Source organism: Dickeya sp. CFBP 2040 (genome assembly GCF_012273755.1).
Lineage (GTDB): Bacteria > Pseudomonadota > Gammaproteobacteria > Enterobacterales > Enterobacteriaceae > Dickeya > Dickeya poaceiphila.
Genome location: NZ_JAAVXH010000092.1, coordinates 46310 through 62583 on the forward strand (window position 1 = coordinate 46310; position 16274 = coordinate 62583).

Consider the following 16274-nt stretch of genomic DNA (forward strand, 5'->3'; position numbering starts at 1 on the left):
CCAGTAACAAGCTCACGACAAACTATGTCGCTTACAGAGAGATCAACGCTATGATTCTAGATTCATTCAATTTACAAGGCAAAGTGGCACTGATCACCGGTTGCGATACCGGCCTGGGTCAGGGTATGGCTGTCGGTCTGGCTGAAGCCGGCTGTGACATCGTCGGCGTCAACATTGTTGAACCGAAAGAAACCATCGAAAAAGTCACTGCCACAGGCCGTCGTTTCCTCAGCCTGACCGCTGACATGAGCGATATCTCCGGTCATGCGGCGCTGGTGGAAAAAGCCGTTGCCGAGTTAGGTAAAGTGGACATTCTGATCAACAACGCCGGTATTATCCGTCGTGAAGACGCCATCGAGTTCAGCGAGAAAAACTGGGACGATGTGATGAACCTGAACATCAAGAGCGTATTCTTCATGTCACAGACCGTTGCCCGTCAGTTCATCAAGCAAGGTCATGGCGGTAAAATTATCAATATCGCTTCGATGTTGTCCTTCCAGGGTGGTATCCGCGTGCCTTCCTACACTGCTTCCAAAAGCGCGGTCATGGGTATTACCCGTCTGATGGCCAATGAATGGGCGCAACACAACATCAACGTCAACGCTATTGCACCCGGCTACATGGCAACCAATAACACCCAGCAGTTGCGTGCCGATCAAGACCGTAGCAAAGAAATTCTGGATCGTATCCCGGCTGGCCGTTGGGGTCTGCCGCAAGATCTGCAAGGCCCGGCAGTCTTCCTGGCCTCCAGTGCATCTGATTATATCAATGGTTATACCATCGCCGTTGACGGTGGCTGGCTGGCTCGTTAATTTTCCCAAAAAAATTCTTTCATGGTCAAAGGCACAACACCAAGTTGTGCCTTTTTTTGTAAATCAAAAAGTTAAAAAGTTTCGCCACCAGCAATAGTTTCCAAATTCTTCATAAAAAAATTTCAAAACAACGTTCCGACTTTGATCACACTTTCACTATTGAGCACATGACGAAGATATAATCCGAGCAATATAATCAATCAAAACAATGTTTCTATTTATAAAGAACTGTGTCCTCAGGTTCTACAAGAAGGTAGTCCATGAGTATTTTTACTGATTTAAACACCAGCAGAAAATGGCAAATCGACCAGTGGCTAGTAGCGATTAGCAGCCATATTGAAAAGATTCAGCAATACGGCCATAGCGCCATCCATCCAACACCGCTATTGGCTGATGGATTTGAGATAAAAACACGGTCGCCCGTTGTCTGGCAATTTCCTGATGGTCATAACGCTCCCATTTCCAATTTTGCCAGTCAGCAAAATTGGCTGAAGCTATTGGTTTCCATGAGTACCGTCACAGAAATGGAAAAATATCGCCAGTCTGCATTTTCTCAGAGCGACTATTTTCTGAGTCGCTTTGTCGATGAAAATAGCGGGCTTTTTTATTGGGGCGGTCACCGGTTTATTAATCTCGATACGCTGGACAGCGAAGGGCCGGAATCTAAATCATTGGTACATGAATTAAAACACCATCTGCCTTATTACGATTTTCTTTATCAGGTTAATCCGGAAAAAATCCGTCATTTTATTCAGGGATTCTGGAATGCACATGTAGAAAACTGGGACTGTCTCGATCTGGGGCGTCACGGCGATTATGCCAAACAACGCGACCCAAACGTATTTCTGCATTCTCGCCACGATGTGGTAAACCCCGCTACATGGCCAGAACTGCCGTTAACCAAAGGGCTAACCTTCGTTAATGCAGGTACCGACCTGATTTACGCCGCTTTTGCTTATGCTCGCCATAGCGGTGATATGCACGCAGCAGCCTGGGGTAAGCATCTTTATCGACAATATGTACTGGCACGTAACCCGGAAACCGGTATGCCAGCTTACCAGTTCAGTTCGCCATTGCAGCGCCAGCCGGTGCCGGCTGACGATAACCAAACCCAATCCTGGTTCGGTGATCGCGCGCAGCGGCAGTTCGGTCCGGAATTCGGCGCCATTGCCCGTGAGGCTAACGTGCTGTTCCGCGACATGCGTCCGCTGTTGATCGATAACCCGCTGGCGATGCTCGATATTCTGCACCACCAACCAGACGATGAAATCCTGACATCGGTCATCGCTGGTCTGAAAAATTACTACCAATATGCGTACGATGTTGACAGCAACAGCCTGCGTCCAATGTGGAATAACGGCCAGGACATGACCGGTTACCGCTTCAAACGCGATGGTTATTACGGTAAAGCGGGTACCGTTCTTAAACCGTTCCCATTGGAAGGCGATTACTTGCTGCCGCTGGCGCGCGCCTGGCGACTGAGCGACGATGACGACCTGTACATGCTGATCGTCACCATGTTGTCACGCCTGGAAAGACAAGGCATTCATCAATCCACCTCTCCTTTTCTGCTGCTGGCAATTACCGAACTGGCGCAGGCGACACAATCAGCGCAATGGGCAGAATATGCCTGGCAAATGGCGGAAATTTTATTTAAACGCCATTTCCATCACGGTTTATTCGTTCGCTCTGAACATCATCGTTATGTACGACTTGACGATCCCTTTCCTGCCATTTTACTGACACTCATCGCCGCCTGCAGAAATACGTGGACGGAAATCCCCGCCATCCTGACGCAAGGGGGATATATCCATGGTGACTATCGTATTAATGGAGAAAGCCGGGTTATTTACGACACAGAATTTATTTACCCACAACAATTAATACACTGATTTTCTTTTACAGATTCATCATTACTAACGCAGGTAGGCATTATGAACGAAAACAGAATGCTGGGGTTAGCTTATATCTCGCCCTATATAATAGGGTTGATAGTTTTCACCGCCTTTCCCTTTATTTCATCGTTTGTACTCAGTTTTACTGAGTATGATTTAATGAGTCCGCCCACATTCACCGGCCTGGAAAATTATCACCGGATGCTTATGGAGGACGATCTTTTCTGGAAATCCATGGGCGTCACCTTTGCTTATGTCTTCTTAACTATCCCGCTGAAACTCATTTTCGCACTGCTTATCGCATTCGTGCTGAATTTCAAGTTACGCGGAATTGGCTTTTTCCGCACCGCCTATTACGTACCGTCTATTCTCGGCAGCAGCGTCGCTATCGCCGTGTTGTGGCGCGCCCTGTTCGCCATCGATGGTCTGTTGAACAGCTTTATCGGCGTTTTTGGCGTCGATCCGGTTAACTGGCTCGGCGAGCCGGCACTGGCGCTGATGTCGGTAACCCTGCTGCGTGTCTGGCAGTTTGGTTCCGCCATGGTGATCTTTCTGGCTGCACTGCAAAACGTGCCGCAATCCCAGTATGAAGCGGCGATGATCGACGGTGCCTCGAAATGGCAGATGTTCCTGAAAGTGACCGTGCCGCTGATTACACCGGTTATCTTCTTCAACTTCATTATGCAAACGACACAGGCGTTTCAGGAGTTCACCGCCCCCTACGTCATTACCGGCGGTGGCCCCACCCACTACACCTATCTGTTCTCGCTCTATATCTATGATACGGCCTTCAAATATTTTGATATGGGGTACGGCGCAGCGCTGGCGTGGGTGCTGTTCCTGGTGGTAGCCGTATTCGCCGCTATCTCCTTCAAATCGTCTAAATACTGGGTGTTCTACTCCGCCGATAAAGGAGGAAAAAATGGCTGATATTCATTCTCCACTGTCTGCGCAGGATATCGCAGCGGCAGAAGTTCGCCGTACGCTGCGCCGTGAAAAAATCAGCGCAGGCATCCGTTACACCATTTTGTTGGCTGTCGGCATCCTGATGCTCTACCCGCTGGCGTGGATGTTCTCGGCATCGTTCAAACCGAACCATGAGATCTTCACCACGCTGAGTCTGTGGCCAACACACATCACCTGGGATGGTTTTATCAACGGCTGGAAAACCGGCACCGAATACAACTTCGGTCACTACATGGTCAATACCTTCAAATATGTGATCCCGAAGGTCGTGCTGACGGTGATTTCCTCCACTATCGTGGCTTACGGTTTCGCCCGGTTTGAGATTCCGTGGAAGAACTTCTGGTTCGCCACCCTGATAGCCACCATGTTGCTGCCAAGCACCGTGCTACTGATTCCGCAGTACATCATGTTCCGTGAAATGGGAATGCTGAACAGCTACCTGCCGCTGTATGTACCGGTTGCGTTCGCCACTCAAGGGTTCTTCGTGTTCATGTTGATTCAGTTCCTGCGCGGCGTACCGCGTGATATGGAAGAAGCCGCGCAGATAGATGGTTGCAACTCCTGGCAGGTGCTGTGGTACGTAGTGGTGCCGATTCTGAAACCGGCCATTATTTCGGTCGCCCTGTTCCAGTTTATGTGGTCAATGAACGATTTTATCGGCCCACTGATTTACGTTTACAGCGTGGACAAATACCCCATTGCGCTGGCTTTGAAAATGTCTATCGACGTGACAGAAGGCGCACCATGGAACGAAATTCTGGCAATGGCGAGTATTTCCATTCTGCCGTCCATCATCATTTTCTTCATGGCTCAGCGCTACTTCGTTCAGGGCGTTACCAGCAGCGGAATTAAAGGTTAATTGAGGATTTATCATGGCTGAAGTCATTTTCAACAAACTGGAAAAAGTCTACTCCAACGGTTTCAAAGCCGTTCACGGTATCAACCTGACGATCAAAGACGGCGAATTCATGGTGATTGTAGGACCATCAGGCTGTGCGAAATCCACAACCTTGCGCATGTTGGCTGGGCTGGAAACCATCAGCGGCGGTGAAGTTCGCATCGGTGACAAAATAGTCAATAATCTGGCGCCGAAAGATCGCGGTATTGCCATGGTGTTCCAGAATTATGCCCTCTACCCGCACATGACGGTTCGAGAAAACCTGGCCTTCGGCCTGAAGCTCAGCAAGATGCCGAAAGACAAGATCGACGAACAGGTTAATGAAGCCGCTAAGATTCTGGAACTGGAAGAGTTGATGGACCGCCTGCCACGCCAGTTGTCCGGCGGTCAGGCACAGCGTGTGGCGGTCGGTCGCGCCATCGTGAAAAAGCCGGATGTCTTCCTGTTCGACGAACCGCTTTCCAACCTGGACGCCAAGCTGCGCGCCTCAATGCGTATCCGTATTTCGGATCTGCATAAGCAATTGAAAAAGAGCGGCCACCCCGCTACCAGCGTCTACGTGACGCACGATCAGACTGAAGCCATGACCATGGGCGACCGTATCTGCGTCATGAAACTGGGTCACATCATGCAGGTGGATACGCCGGATAACCTGTACCACTTCCCGAAGAATATGTTTGTCGCCGGTTTTATCGGTGCGCCGGAAATGAACATCAAATCGGGCAAATTGCTGGAAGATAACGGCCAGATCTCGTTGCAGGTAGGCCACTATACCATGAGCCTTAGCCAATCGCGGCAAGACAAAGTACGCGACTACGTGGGTAAAGACATCTGCTTCGGTGTTCGTCCGGAATATGTCACGGTATCGGAAACGCCTTTCGACGGCGGTCATTTCCAGGGTGAGCTGGTGCGTGCTGAGAACATGGGCCACGAATTCTTTATGTACATCAAGGTCGATGGTTTTGAACTGACCAGCCGTATGCCGTCAGACGAAGCGAGGATGATTATTAGCAATGGTCTGAATCGTCAGGTGTATTTCAGATTTGATATGGATAAATGCCATATTTTCGATGCAAAAACAGAACAAAATATCTCTCTTTAACAGGAGTATAACCGATGAAAAAAGTCATCCTACGAACATTGATTGCCTCTTCTCTGGCTCTGATAGCACACCAGTCTTTCGCCGCTGATCAGGTTGATCTACGCATGTCATGGTGGGGTGGCAATGGCCGCCACCAGGTGACGTTGAAAGCGATTGATGAATTCCAGAAAAAATATCCGGACATCAAAGTAAAAGCAGAATACACCGGTTGGGATGGTCATCTGTCGCGCCTGACTACCCAGATCGCTGGCAACACCGAGCCAGACGTCATGCAAACCAACTGGAACTGGTTACCGATTTTCTCCCGCACCGGTGATGGCTTCTACGATCTGAACAAGGTGAAAGACGTGTTGGATCTGTCGCAGTTTGATGCGAAAGAACTGCAAGCCACCACGGTAGACGGCAAACTGAACGGAATTCCGATCTCCGTGACAGCCCGTGTATTTTATTACAACACCGAAACCTGGAAGAAATCCGGCTTATCCGCACCGAAAAACTGGGATGAGTTGCTGAACGCCGGCAAAGTGTTCAAGGAAAAATTGGGCGATCAATTCTACCCGCTGGTACTGGAACATCAGGACTCACTGGCATTGTTGAACTCTTACATGGTGCAGAAATATGGCATCCCGGCGGTGGATGAAAAAAACAAGAAGTTCTCCTATACCGATGCACAATGGATAGAATTCTTCGAGATGTACAAAAAGCTGGTTGATGCCCACGTTATGCCGTCGGCGAAATACTATGCGTCATTCGGCAAGAGCAACATGTATGAAATGAAACCGTGGATTACCGGTGACTGGGGCGGCACCTACATGTGGAACTCCACTATCACCAAATATTCAGACAACCTGCAACCACCTGCCAAACTGGAACTGGGTGCTTACCCGATGTTGCCAGGCGCCAAAGAAGCGGGGTTGTTCTTCAAACCGGCTCAGATGTTGTCCATCGGCAAATCCAGCAAGCACCCGAAAGAAGCCGCCATGCTGATCAACTACCTGTTGAACAGCAAGGAAGGCATTCAGGCGCTGGGTCTGGAGCGTGGTGTACCATTGAGTAAAGCCGCTGTTGCACAGTTACGCGCCGACGGCATCATCAAGGATAGCGATCCATCGGTAGCGGGCCTGAATCTGGCCTTGTCTTTGCCGCATGACACCAAAACCTCGCCTTATTTTGACGACCCGCAGATTGTCGCCCTGTTTGGCGATGCTATTCAGTATATCGATTACGGTCAAAAATCGGTGGAAGAAACGGCCAAATATTTCCAACGCCAGGCTGAGCGTATTCTGAAACGCGCCATGAAAGAATAATTACGGATTATTTCTTTTAAGCCCCGACGCCTTCGTTGGGGCTTTTTTATTAAAAACATGTCGCAGTCAGTAAAGAAAAATTTTTTGAATCAATCGGATAAAAAATAACTGGTTACAGCGTCACACCTTTCGTCATTCACGACAATCTTTTATACTGTATAAAATGACAGTTTTTGAGATGTTTCATGACCGCGGAAGGACACCTCCTGTTTGCCGTAGCCAGCGCAATCTTCGCCAAAAAAGCAGAATTATCGCCCGCTCTGGCAACAGGCGACTGGTGGCACATCATCCCCGCCGCTATGCTGACTGCCCTGTTACCCGACATCGACCACCCGAAGTCTATCCTGGGCCAGCGCCTGAAATGGATTTCCGTACCGATTGCCAGGCTGTGCGGTCATCGCGGTTTCACGCACAGTTTGCTGGCGATATTTATCGGTATCTATATCATCCGCACCCGACTACCGGCAGGTTGGCCATTACCGGGCGATGTCTATCACGCCATGATCGTCGGCTATTTGAGCCACATTGTTGCCGATATGCTGACCACCGCAGGTGTGCCGCTGTTATGGCCTTGTCGCTGGCGTTTTCGTCTGCCCATCCTTAATAGCGACAAAGGGAACCAACTGGAGCGACTGCTATGCCTGGGGTTGATTCTGTTTATGCTCTGGCAACCGCAACAACCGCTCGAATCCTGGCATTATGGCGAACCAGCACGGTGGCTACAGCAGATCAACCAGCAGTTGCACCAGCTACTGACTCGTTGACTCAACACCTGCCGGAGTTATTCCATTTCGCTCTAACAATGTGCTTCATCTCTATATAACTGCGATATAGCAGACCTGTTATGCTACGACTACGCTGGTCACGTTTCTTTATTAACCGTGGCGGCCATGGTCATTAAAAAAGGAGTCGTGGGATGAATATTCCCCTGATAATAAATGTAGTTGTGTTTGCTGTACTGCTTTTCACACTAGGGTATGGCGGTAATAAAAGCTGGAGCCTGTCCAGAAAAGTGCTGCTGGGTCTGCTTACCGGCGTTCTGTTCGGTCTGGTATTACATCTGATTTATGGCGATGACAATCCTGTCGTCAAACAATCTATCTCCTGGTTCAACATCGTCGGCAATGGCTATGTGCAACTGCTACAGATGATTGTAATGCCGCTGGTATTTGTATCCATTCTCAACTCAGTCGCCCGACTGCATAACGCCTCATCACTGGGGAAAATCAGTCTGCTTGCGCTTGGCACCTTGCTGTTTACTACGCTTATCGCCGCCTTAATCGGTATCTTTGTGACCAATCTGTTTGGGCTTACCGCATCAGGGTTGATACAGGGTGCACAGGAAACCGCCCGGTTATCTGCAATTCAAAGTAGTTATGTCGGCAAAGTTGCAGACCTGAACGTACCACAGCTGCTGCTGTCGTTTATCCCTAAAAATCCGTTTGCCGACCTGACCGGTGCTAACCCAACCTCGATCATCAGCGTAGTGATTTTCGCCGCGTTTCTCGGCATTGCCGCCCTTCAGTTGCTGAAGGACGATGCGGTAAAAGGCGAGCGTGTATTAACGGCTATTGATACGCTGCAATCCTGGGTGATGAAGCTGGTTCGTCTGGTCATGCGTCTCACGCCTTATGGCGTTATGGCGCTGATGACCAAAATGGTCGCCAGTTCCAACCTGCAGGACATCCTCAAACTCGGCAGCTTTGTCGTGGCGTCCTACCTTGGTTTGGCATTAATGTTTGGCGTTCATGCCCTGTTGCTGGCGCTGGCTGGCGTAAACCCGGCCCGTTTCTATCGCAAGGTCTGGCCAGTGCTGAGTTTTGCCTTCACCAGCCGCTCCAGCGCCGCTACCATTCCGCTGAATATCGAAGCCCAGACACGCCGTATCGGCGTGCCGGAATCCATCGCCAGCTTTGCCGCCTCCTTTGGCACTACCATCGGCCAGAACGGCTGCGCCGGATTGTACCCCGCGATGCTGGCGGTCATGGTTGCGCCAACGGTAGGCATCAATCCGTGGGACCCGATGTGGATTGCCACTCTGGCAGGTATTGTGACCCTCAGCTCAGCCGGTGTGGCGGGTGTTGGTGGTGGTGCCACCTTCGCCGCGTTGATTGTCCTGCCGGCCATGGGTTTGCCGGTGACGCTGGTCGCGTTGCTGATTTCAATTGAACCGCTCATTGATATGGGCCGCACTGCACTCAATGTCAGCGGCTCGATGACAGCCGGCACCCTTACCAGCCAGTGGTTAAAACAGACCGATAAAGCAGTGTTCAACCGGGATGATGATGCGGCGTTAACGCATCGTTAGTTCCCTTATCAGTCATAAAAAATGCCGGAGCAGTTTCCCACTCCGGCATTTCTATTTTCAGTCAGAATTTTGGATTGGTGTCGTATTCCTGACAACTCTGGAATCCCTTGTTCAACACATGACCTGTTTCATCAAAGCTGACGAAGTAGTACTGAATCTTACCGTCATGAGTGCCTAACACATAGGTATTACAGGTTCCCCGTGCATGAAGCATTGTGGCTTGCGTCGATGCGGGTCCGGCAATCCGATTCACTTCCTGCTGGCTCATGCCTTTTTTCACATCCTTCACTACAGGTTTAGTGAAGAAATTCTCTGCACGATCATAAACCATACACCCGGAAAGCAGCAGTGCACTTGCAGCGATACACATGAATAAACGTTTTTTCTTCATGCTATTACCTCATTCGCTATCGGTGTTGCTAAGACTAGACAGCCGCAACGGTTTTTTCAAATCAATGGTTGTCATTCAACAGACTACTCGTTGACGAAAAAGCCCCCCGGTGTGATGTAAAACCACCGGCTTCTTATTGTTCTTTTGTTCCATCGGAATTAACGTTACTCTCTGGCGATGTGAACAATTGTTCTGGCACATCAATAAGTTCAGGGGGTGGAGATGTCATTACAAAGAGAAATCATTCAGGCGCTAGGGGTGAAAAGCACCATCGATCCGGCGCAGGAAGTTCGGGTGAGTGTTGATTTTTTAAAGAATTATCTGAAAGCACACCCATTCGTCAAAAGCCTGGTTCTGGGACTCAGTGGCGGGCAGGATTCAACGCTGACGGGCAAACTATGCCAGACAGCGATCACCGAATTGCGCCAGGAAACAGGCAAAGCCGAGTACCGGTTCATCGCAGTGCGTTTGCCGTATGGCGTACAGGCTGATGAACAAGACTGTCAGGACGCCATCCAATTTATCCAGCCGGATCAGGTGCTAACTGTTAACATCAAACCGGCGGTGGATGCCAGTGAAGCGACGCTGCGCGCCATCGGCATTGAATTGTCTGACTTCGTTAAGGGCAATGAAAAAGCACGCGAGCGCATGAAAGCCCAGTACAGTATCGCAGGCATGAACGCCGGTCTGGTTGTAGGTACCGATCACGCAGCAGAAGCCGTCACCGGCTTTTTCACCAAATACGGTGATGGCGGTACTGACATCAATCCGATTTTCCGCCTCAACAAACGACAGGGAAAAGCCTTGCTCAGCCTGCTGGGTTGCCCATCTCACCTTTACACCAAGGCACCAACAGCAGACCTGGAGGATGATCGCCCCTCTCTGCCGGATGAGGTCGCGCTGGGTATCACCTACGAAAAAATCGACGATTATCTGGAAGGCAAACAGCTTGATCCCATCGATGCCGCCATTATCGAAAGCTGGTATCGTAAAACCGAGCACAAACGCCGACCGCCTATTACCGTCTTTGACGATTTCTGGCGGTAATCTTTTGCGTTGATAACCGTGTTGCAGCTTTAATCCCTGTTATAGCTTTAATCCCTTCAGACAGATGCCATCCGGCATCTGTCTGTTTTCCCATAACGCCATAGCCAATAATCATTGATGATACTCATAACCCCTTATCGCGCCACACTGGCCGGACTGCTGGCGATCATACTCTGGAGTACCTCGGTTGGTCTGATTCGCAGCCTGACTGAAGCACTGGGCGCGTTAGGCGGCGCTGCTATGATTTATACCACCAGCGCGCTCTGCCTGCTGCTGGTCGGACATCGTCCCACCTTTCGTTCCCATGCCAGGATTTACCTGCTGCTCGGCGGTGCTTTGTTTGTCAGCTACGAAATTTGCTTCTCGTTGTCGATTGGGCTGGCACAAAACCGAATGCAGGCGATGGAGCTGGGGATGATCAATTATCTGTGGCCCTGCCTGACTATTCTGTTCTCACTCTTTATTAACCAACAAAAAAGCCGGTTGTGGTTGTGGCCAGGCCTTGCCTTATCGATAACCGGGATTCTATGGATTCTGAAAGGCAATGGCGACTGGACGCCTGCACAGATGTGGCAAAACATCAGTGCCAATCCGCTGGCCTATAGCATGGCGCTGATCGCCGCGCTGGTCTGGGCACTTTACTGCAATATCTCACGCCGTTTCGGCAATGGAAAAAGCGGCATACTGTTGTTTTTCATCACCACTGCCGCCGTATTGTGGGGACAATATCTGCTCAGTGATGCTCCGGTTTTCGCCTTTTCGGCACGAACCCTGCTGGAGTTGTTGTTCATCGGTGGCTCAACCGCGCTGGCCTATGCCGCGTGGGATACGGGTATTCAGCGCGGTAACATGACGTTACTGGCCACAGCGTCTTACTTTACGCCAGTACTGACGACACTGATGGCCGCAATCTGGCTGCAAACTCCCCCTACACTCGCTTTCTGGCAAGGTGTAGTCATGGTAACACTGGGGTCACTGTTGTCCTGGTTGGCCACACGTTAAGCTGCTTCAGGACAAGGTTTTCACATTAAATTGCATATATCATGCGATTTAAAAATCGTCATGGGAGTGCCACGATGTCCTCTTCCTCCGGCAAACGGATTCACCGGGAAAGCCTTACCATTCAGGCAATGATCACATTGTATGAACGGGCATTTCCAGCCCCTGCTGATGATGCGGATTATTATGTCAGGCTACAGGATTACGCATTGAACCGGCTGCAAAAGTGCTATTACGGAGACAGCAAACCAGCCTGCAAGCAGTGCCAGATCCATTGCTATCAGCCCGCCAAGCGGGAAGCCATCAAAGCCGTTATGCGCTGGGCTGGTCCCAGAATGCTGCTGTACCATCCGATATTGGCTATCCGACACCTGCTGGATGATCGCAAACCCGTGCCTGCCGTGCCGCAACGTCCGTGCGCAAGAAAAATGGCAGAACCGTCCACTCCACTTTCAGACGATTCCATAAAAGAAAAAGGCCGCTAATGCGGCCTTTTTTGTCAAATCACGACACTTTGGGTGAGGCGTTCTCCACCCGACTCTTCAATTTCTGCCCTGGACGGAACGTGACAACCCGGCGAGCGGTAATCGGAATATCCTGGCCGGTTTTTGGGTTGCGCCCTGGGCGCTGGTTTTTGTCTCGCAAATCAAAATTGCCAAACCCCGACAACTTGACCTGTTCACCATTTTCCAGAGCGCGTCGAACTTCTTCGAAAAACAACTCGACGAGCTCTTTGGCATCCCGTTTGCTGAGCCCAAGCTTTTCAAACAGGTATTCAGACATTTCAGCTTTAGTAAGCGCCATAGGTTAATCCCTCAAGGATGCTTGGAATCGCTGTTTTAGTGCTGCTACGCATTGCGCAACGGTAGCAGCAATTTCCTCTTCTGCCAGTGTACGAGCGGTATCCTGCAATACCAGACTAATAGCCAGACTCTTATATCCTTCAGCTACGCCCTTGCCCCGGTACACGTCAAATAAGTTTACGCCAACTAGCTGATTTGCGCCAACTTTCTTGCATTCAGCCAAAACGTCGCCCGCAGGCACGCTTTCAGCCACCACGACAGCAATATCACGGCGATTCGCCGGGAAACGGGAAATATCTGCGGCCTCAGGCACCACGCGCTCAGCAACCTTGTCCCACAGTACTTCAAACACTACGGTACGCCCATTCAGGTCCAGTTTGCGCTCCAATTCCGGGTGAATCACACCGATATAGCCGATGCGCTCATCTGCCAGATAAATGGCCGCAGCTTGTCCTGGATGCAGCGCGGAATGACTTTCAGCCCGAAACTCAAGCGCAGACAGTTTCCCGGTCAATGCCAATACAGCTTCCAAATCGCCTTTTAAATCATAGAAGTCAACCGTCTGGCGCGCCAGATCCCAATGTTCTTCGTAGCGAGTTCCCGTAATCACCCCCGCCAGCATGGTTTCCTGACGCACGCCTAAATCGGCATTCTGATCCGGAACAAAGCGCAGACCGCTCTCAAACAAGCGCAGGCGGCTTTGCTGACGATTCTGGTTGTATACCACAGCCCCCAACAACCCACTCCACAGAGACAGGCGCATAGCGGACATTTCTACCGAAATCGGGCTCGGCAGAATCAACGCCTCTTCACCGGGATGAATCAGCGACTGAATTTTAGGGTCAACGAAGCTGTATGTGATCGCTTCCTGAAAACCGCGATCCACCAGCAGCGTTTTCACACGTTTAAGTGTGAGGTCTGCTTCGCGATGTTGCGTCATCTTCAGCGGCGCATGAGTAGGAATATTCGGAATGTTGTTGTAGCCGTAAACACGGGCGACCTCTTCCACCAAATCTTCCTCGATAGCCATATCGAAACGCCAGCTCGGCGCCAGCGCCTGCCAGCCATCGGCGGTTTTGGTTACCTGGCACCCCAGGCGATTAAGAATATCGCTGACTTTATCGTCGGAAATCACATGACCGATCAACCGATCCAGCTTGTCACGGCGTAACGCGATTGTTGCACGGGCCGGCAAATCTTTCTCACTGGTCACGTCCACTACCGGGCCGGCATCACCGCCGCAAATATCCAGTAACAGGCGGGTTGCACGTTCAATCGCCAGATGCTGCAATGCCGGGTCAACGCCACGTTCATAACGATGCGATGCATCAGTGTGCAAACCGTAGCGGCGTGCACGCCCGGTGATCGACAGCGGATTAAAATAAGCACATTCCAGCAGTACATCCTGCGTTTCACCATTCACACCAGAATGTTCGCCGCCGAAGATGCCGCCCATAGCCAGTGCTTTCTGATGATCGGCAATCACCAACGTATCGGCACTCAGGGTCGCGTCAGTACCGTCCAGCAGGCGCAGGGTTTCCCCCTCCTTCGCCATGCGCACCACAACGCCACCTTCAAGACGGCTGAGATCAAACGCGTGCATCGGCTGTCCCAGCTCCAACAACACGTAGTTGGTCACATCCACTACAGGATCGATGGAGCGAATGCCGCAGCGACGCAGTTTTTCGCGCATCCACAGCGGCGTAGCCGCCTTGACGTTGATACCCTTAACCACCCGGCCCAGATAGCGTGGGCACGCTTCGCTCGCTTCCACCTGAATCGGGAAACGGTCGGCAATAGTCGCAGCCACTGGTTCAATCGCCGGTGCGGTCAACACCAGTTCATTCAGTACCGCAACGTCACGAGCGACACCCAAAATGCCGAGGCAATCAGCACGGTTCGGCGTCACGCTGATCTCAATGGTATTGTCATCGAGTTTCAGGTATTCGCGGATATCAGTGCCTAACGGTGCATCGGACGGTAATTCGATAATCCCGCTGTGATCGTCGGAAATGCCCAGTTCGGAGAAAGAGCACAACATCCCTTCAGACGGTTCACCACGCAACTTAGCCGCCTTGATCTTGAAATCGCCCGGCAAAACCGCCCCTACAGTCGCCACCGCGACTTTAAGTCCCTGCCGGCAATTAGGCGCGCCGCAGACGATATCCAGCAATCGTTCACCGCCCACGTTGACTTTAGTCACACGCAATTTATCCGCATTCGGATGCTGTGCGCACTCCACTACTTCCCCGACGACCACACCATGGAACGCGCCAGCTACCGGTTCAACGCCATCCACTTCCAGGCCTGCCATGGTAATTTGTTCAGATAAGGCATCGCTGCTGATAGCTGGGTTAACCCATTCCCGTAACCAGAGTTCACTGAATTTCATCTTGATATTCCTGCCTTATTTAAACTGTTTGAGGAAGCGTAAATCGTTTTCGAAGAAGGCGCGTAAATCCGTCACGCCGTAGCGCAGCATGGTCAGGCGTTCCATCCCCATACCGAACGCAAAACCGGAATACACTTCCGGGTCGATGCCGACATTACGCAACACGTTTGGATGCACCATGCCGCATCCCAGCACTTCAAGCCATTTGCCGTTTTTACCCATCACATCCACTTCAGCTGAGGGTTCAGTAAACGGGAAGTAGGACGGGCGGAAACGCACCTGCAAATCTTCCTCAAAGAAATTGCGCAGGAAATCGTGCAACGTTCCCTTTAAGTTGGTGAAGCTGATGTTTTTATCCACGATCAGCCCTTCCATCTGATGGAACATCGGGGTATGCGTCTGATCATAATCGTTACGGTAAACACGTCCTGGCGCGATGATGCGAATCGGCGGCGGCTGTTTTTTCATGGTGCGAATCTGCACACCGGAAGTCTGCGTACGCAGCAAGCGGGCAGCATCGAACCAGAAGGTGTCATGATCGGCACGCGCCGGATGGTGGCCCGGAATATTCAGCGCATCGAAGTTATGGTAGTCGTCTTCGATTTCCGGACCTGACGCTACGGCAAAGCCCAGTTCGCCAAAGAAGGATTCAATGCGCTCGATAGTACGAGTAATCGGATGCAGACCACCATTCTCCATGGTTCTACCCGGCAATGAGACATCAATGGTTTCTGCTGCCAGTCGAGCATTCAGTTCAGCACTTTCCAGCGTCTGCTTACGCGCATTCAGGGCATCCTGTACTTCCTGTTTCGCCTGATTGATAACCGCCCCAGCGGCAGGACGTTCTTCAGCAGGCAGCTCGCGCAGCGAGGTCATCTGAAGGGTTAAGTGACCTTTTTTGCCCAGAAACTCAACGCGCACATTTTCCAGTGCGGCGACGTCTCCAGCCTGTTCTATGGCTGCTCTGGCTTTAGCAACCAGTTCTGCGAGATGTTGCATTGCATTCCTCTTCTTCTGCCTGTATGGCCGACAATCATGATTGGAAAGATACGATTTTCAGTACGCCAAACGTTACTAGATCTATGGATTCAGATATCTGAACCAATAAAAAAGCCTCCACAGAGGAGGCTTAGGCGCTACTTTTCGTTTCTGTTCTTACGCGCAAAGCCCCCGAATTTCAGGCGCTAAAGTAAAAAAAGAAACGGAAAATAGCAGAATTCATACTTGCGTTACCTTATTTGTCGTCGTCGTTGCCTGGCTAACCTGTTGACAATATACCAATTTCGCTCATTCTGAAAGCTTTTCATCCGCGATTGAGGAACATTATCCGCTATCAACTGGCATCAGAGACGAA

The 16274-nt window shown here is 50.8% G+C and carries 16 protein-coding genes and 1 other annotated feature; of the genes, 11 read left to right on the plus strand and 5 right to left on the minus strand.

The features are described from left to right. Positions 1–50 precede the first annotated feature (50 nt). From kduD to Dpoa2040_RS14230, 8 genes are all read left to right on the plus strand, one after another. Complete coding sequence (gene kduD / locus Dpoa2040_RS14195; RefSeq protein ID WP_042870699.1) at positions 51–812, plus strand: 2-dehydro-3-deoxy-D-gluconate 5-dehydrogenase KduD; 762 nt, start codon at positions 51–53, stop codon at positions 810–812. 260 nt (positions 813–1072) lie between these two features. Continuing rightward, the gene (gene pelW, locus Dpoa2040_RS14200) at positions 1073–2704 is read left to right on the plus strand and encodes a pectate disaccharide-lyase PelW (protein WP_168641677.1); all 1632 of its coding nucleotides are present in this window, start codon (positions 1073–1075) and stop codon (positions 2702–2704) included. A gap of 42 nt (positions 2705–2746) precedes the next feature. Then, positions 2747–3637, plus strand: coding sequence for a carbohydrate ABC transporter permease (locus Dpoa2040_RS14205; protein WP_042870703.1), 891 nt, complete (start codon positions 2747–2749; stop codon positions 3635–3637). Next, positions 3630–4532, plus strand: coding sequence for a carbohydrate ABC transporter permease (locus tag Dpoa2040_RS14210; RefSeq protein WP_042870704.1), 903 nt, complete (start codon positions 3630–3632; stop codon positions 4530–4532). The genes Dpoa2040_RS14205 and Dpoa2040_RS14210 overlap by 8 nt, the downstream gene beginning before the upstream one ends. Positions 4533–4545: 13 nt before the next feature. Beyond that, a complete protein-coding gene (locus Dpoa2040_RS14215) occupies positions 4546–5673 on the plus strand; it encodes an ABC transporter ATP-binding protein (protein WP_042870707.1) in 1128 nt (375 codons plus the stop codon). A 14-nt stretch (positions 5674–5687) separates the two neighbouring features. Further along, entirely contained in the window at positions 5688–6980 is a 1293-nt protein-coding gene (locus Dpoa2040_RS14220; protein WP_168641678.1) for an ABC transporter substrate-binding protein, read from the plus strand. A gap of 185 nt (positions 6981–7165) precedes the next feature. Continuing rightward, a complete protein-coding gene (locus Dpoa2040_RS14225) occupies positions 7166–7744 on the plus strand; it encodes a metal-dependent hydrolase (protein WP_042870711.1) in 579 nt (192 codons plus the stop codon). A gap of 152 nt (positions 7745–7896) precedes the next feature. Beyond that, positions 7897–9288: an L-cystine transporter gene (locus Dpoa2040_RS14230; RefSeq protein ID WP_168641679.1), complete on the plus strand. Its 1392-nt coding sequence runs from the start codon at positions 7897–7899 to the stop codon at positions 9286–9288. 61 nt (positions 9289–9349) lie between these two features. Here Dpoa2040_RS14230 and osmE read toward each other — a convergent pair whose 3' ends face one another. Further along, positions 9350–9679 (minus strand): osmotically-inducible lipoprotein OsmE, encoded by a 330-nt coding sequence (osmE, locus tag Dpoa2040_RS14235; RefSeq protein WP_168641680.1) that lies wholly within the window; start codon positions 9677–9679, stop codon positions 9350–9352. A 222-nt stretch (positions 9680–9901) separates the two neighbouring features. Between osmE and nadE the strand changes: the two genes are divergently transcribed. From nadE to Dpoa2040_RS14250, 3 genes are all read left to right on the plus strand, one after another. Continuing rightward, positions 9902–10726 (plus strand): ammonia-dependent NAD(+) synthetase, encoded by an 825-nt coding sequence (gene nadE, locus Dpoa2040_RS14240; protein WP_042870717.1) that lies wholly within the window; start codon positions 9902–9904, stop codon positions 10724–10726. Between the two features lie 117 nt (positions 10727–10843). Then, a complete protein-coding gene (gene yddG, locus Dpoa2040_RS14245; RefSeq protein ID WP_210423965.1) occupies positions 10844–11728 on the plus strand; it encodes an aromatic amino acid DMT transporter YddG in 885 nt (294 codons plus the stop codon). Positions 11729–11802: 74 nt separating this feature from the next. Beyond that, complete coding sequence (locus Dpoa2040_RS14250; protein WP_042870718.1) at positions 11803–12210, plus strand: nitrous oxide-stimulated promoter family protein; 408 nt, start codon at positions 11803–11805, stop codon at positions 12208–12210. A gap of 19 nt (positions 12211–12229) precedes the next feature. Here the strand turns inward: Dpoa2040_RS14250 and ihfA are convergent, their stop codons facing one another. The 4 genes from ihfA to pheM all read right to left on the minus strand — a co-directional run bounded on the left by ihfA (position 12230) and on the right by pheM (position 16142). Continuing rightward, positions 12230–12529, minus strand: a complete 300-nt coding sequence (ihfA, locus tag Dpoa2040_RS14255; protein WP_042870720.1) for an integration host factor subunit alpha — start codon at positions 12527–12529, stop codon at positions 12230–12232. A gap of 3 nt (positions 12530–12532) precedes the next feature. After that, positions 12533–14920: a phenylalanine--tRNA ligase subunit beta gene (pheT, locus tag Dpoa2040_RS14260; RefSeq protein WP_168641681.1), complete on the minus strand. Its 2388-nt coding sequence runs from the start codon at positions 14918–14920 to the stop codon at positions 12533–12535. Positions 14921–14935: 15 nt separating this feature from the next. Continuing rightward, complete coding sequence (gene pheS / locus Dpoa2040_RS14265; RefSeq protein ID WP_168641682.1) at positions 14936–15919, minus strand: phenylalanine--tRNA ligase subunit alpha; 984 nt, start codon at positions 15917–15919, stop codon at positions 14936–14938. Between the two features lie 104 nt (positions 15920–16023). Then, positions 16024–16147, minus strand: a sequence feature (Phe leader region). Then, positions 16098–16142: a pheST operon leader peptide PheM gene (pheM, locus tag Dpoa2040_RS14270; RefSeq protein ID WP_128569815.1), complete on the minus strand. Its 45-nt coding sequence runs from the start codon at positions 16140–16142 to the stop codon at positions 16098–16100. (Overlaps the previous feature by 45 nt.) Positions 16148–16274 lie beyond the last annotated feature (127 nt).

Coding starts and splice junctions, on each gene's coding strand:
- kduD (WP_042870699.1), top strand. CDS start 51: ATGATTCTAGATTCATTCAATTTACAAGGCAAAGTGGCACTGATCACC.
- pelW (WP_168641677.1), top strand. CDS start 1,073: ATGAGTATTTTTACTGATTTAAACACCAGCAGAAAATGGCAAATCGAC.
- Dpoa2040_RS14205 (WP_042870703.1), top strand. CDS start 2,747: ATGAACGAAAACAGAATGCTGGGGTTAGCTTATATCTCGCCCTATATA.
- Dpoa2040_RS14210 (WP_042870704.1), top strand. CDS start 3,630: ATGGCTGATATTCATTCTCCACTGTCTGCGCAGGATATCGCAGCGGCA.
- Dpoa2040_RS14215 (WP_042870707.1), top strand. CDS start 4,546: ATGGCTGAAGTCATTTTCAACAAACTGGAAAAAGTCTACTCCAACGGT.
- Dpoa2040_RS14220 (WP_168641678.1), top strand. CDS start 5,688: ATGAAAAAAGTCATCCTACGAACATTGATTGCCTCTTCTCTGGCTCTG.
- Dpoa2040_RS14225 (WP_042870711.1), top strand. CDS start 7,166: ATGACCGCGGAAGGACACCTCCTGTTTGCCGTAGCCAGCGCAATCTTC.
- Dpoa2040_RS14230 (WP_168641679.1), top strand. CDS start 7,897: ATGAATATTCCCCTGATAATAAATGTAGTTGTGTTTGCTGTACTGCTT.
- osmE (WP_168641680.1), bottom strand. CDS start 9,679: ATGAAGAAAAAACGTTTATTCATGTGTATCGCTGCAAGTGCACTGCTG.
- nadE (WP_042870717.1), top strand. CDS start 9,902: ATGTCATTACAAAGAGAAATCATTCAGGCGCTAGGGGTGAAAAGCACC.
- yddG (WP_210423965.1), top strand. CDS start 10,844: ATGATACTCATAACCCCTTATCGCGCCACACTGGCCGGACTGCTGGCG.
- Dpoa2040_RS14250 (WP_042870718.1), top strand. CDS start 11,803: ATGTCCTCTTCCTCCGGCAAACGGATTCACCGGGAAAGCCTTACCATT.
- ihfA (WP_042870720.1), bottom strand. CDS start 12,529: ATGGCGCTTACTAAAGCTGAAATGTCTGAATACCTGTTTGAAAAGCTT.
- pheT (WP_168641681.1), bottom strand. CDS start 14,920: ATGAAATTCAGTGAACTCTGGTTACGGGAATGGGTTAACCCAGCTATC.
- pheS (WP_168641682.1), bottom strand. CDS start 15,919: ATGCAACATCTCGCAGAACTGGTTGCTAAAGCCAGAGCAGCCATAGAA.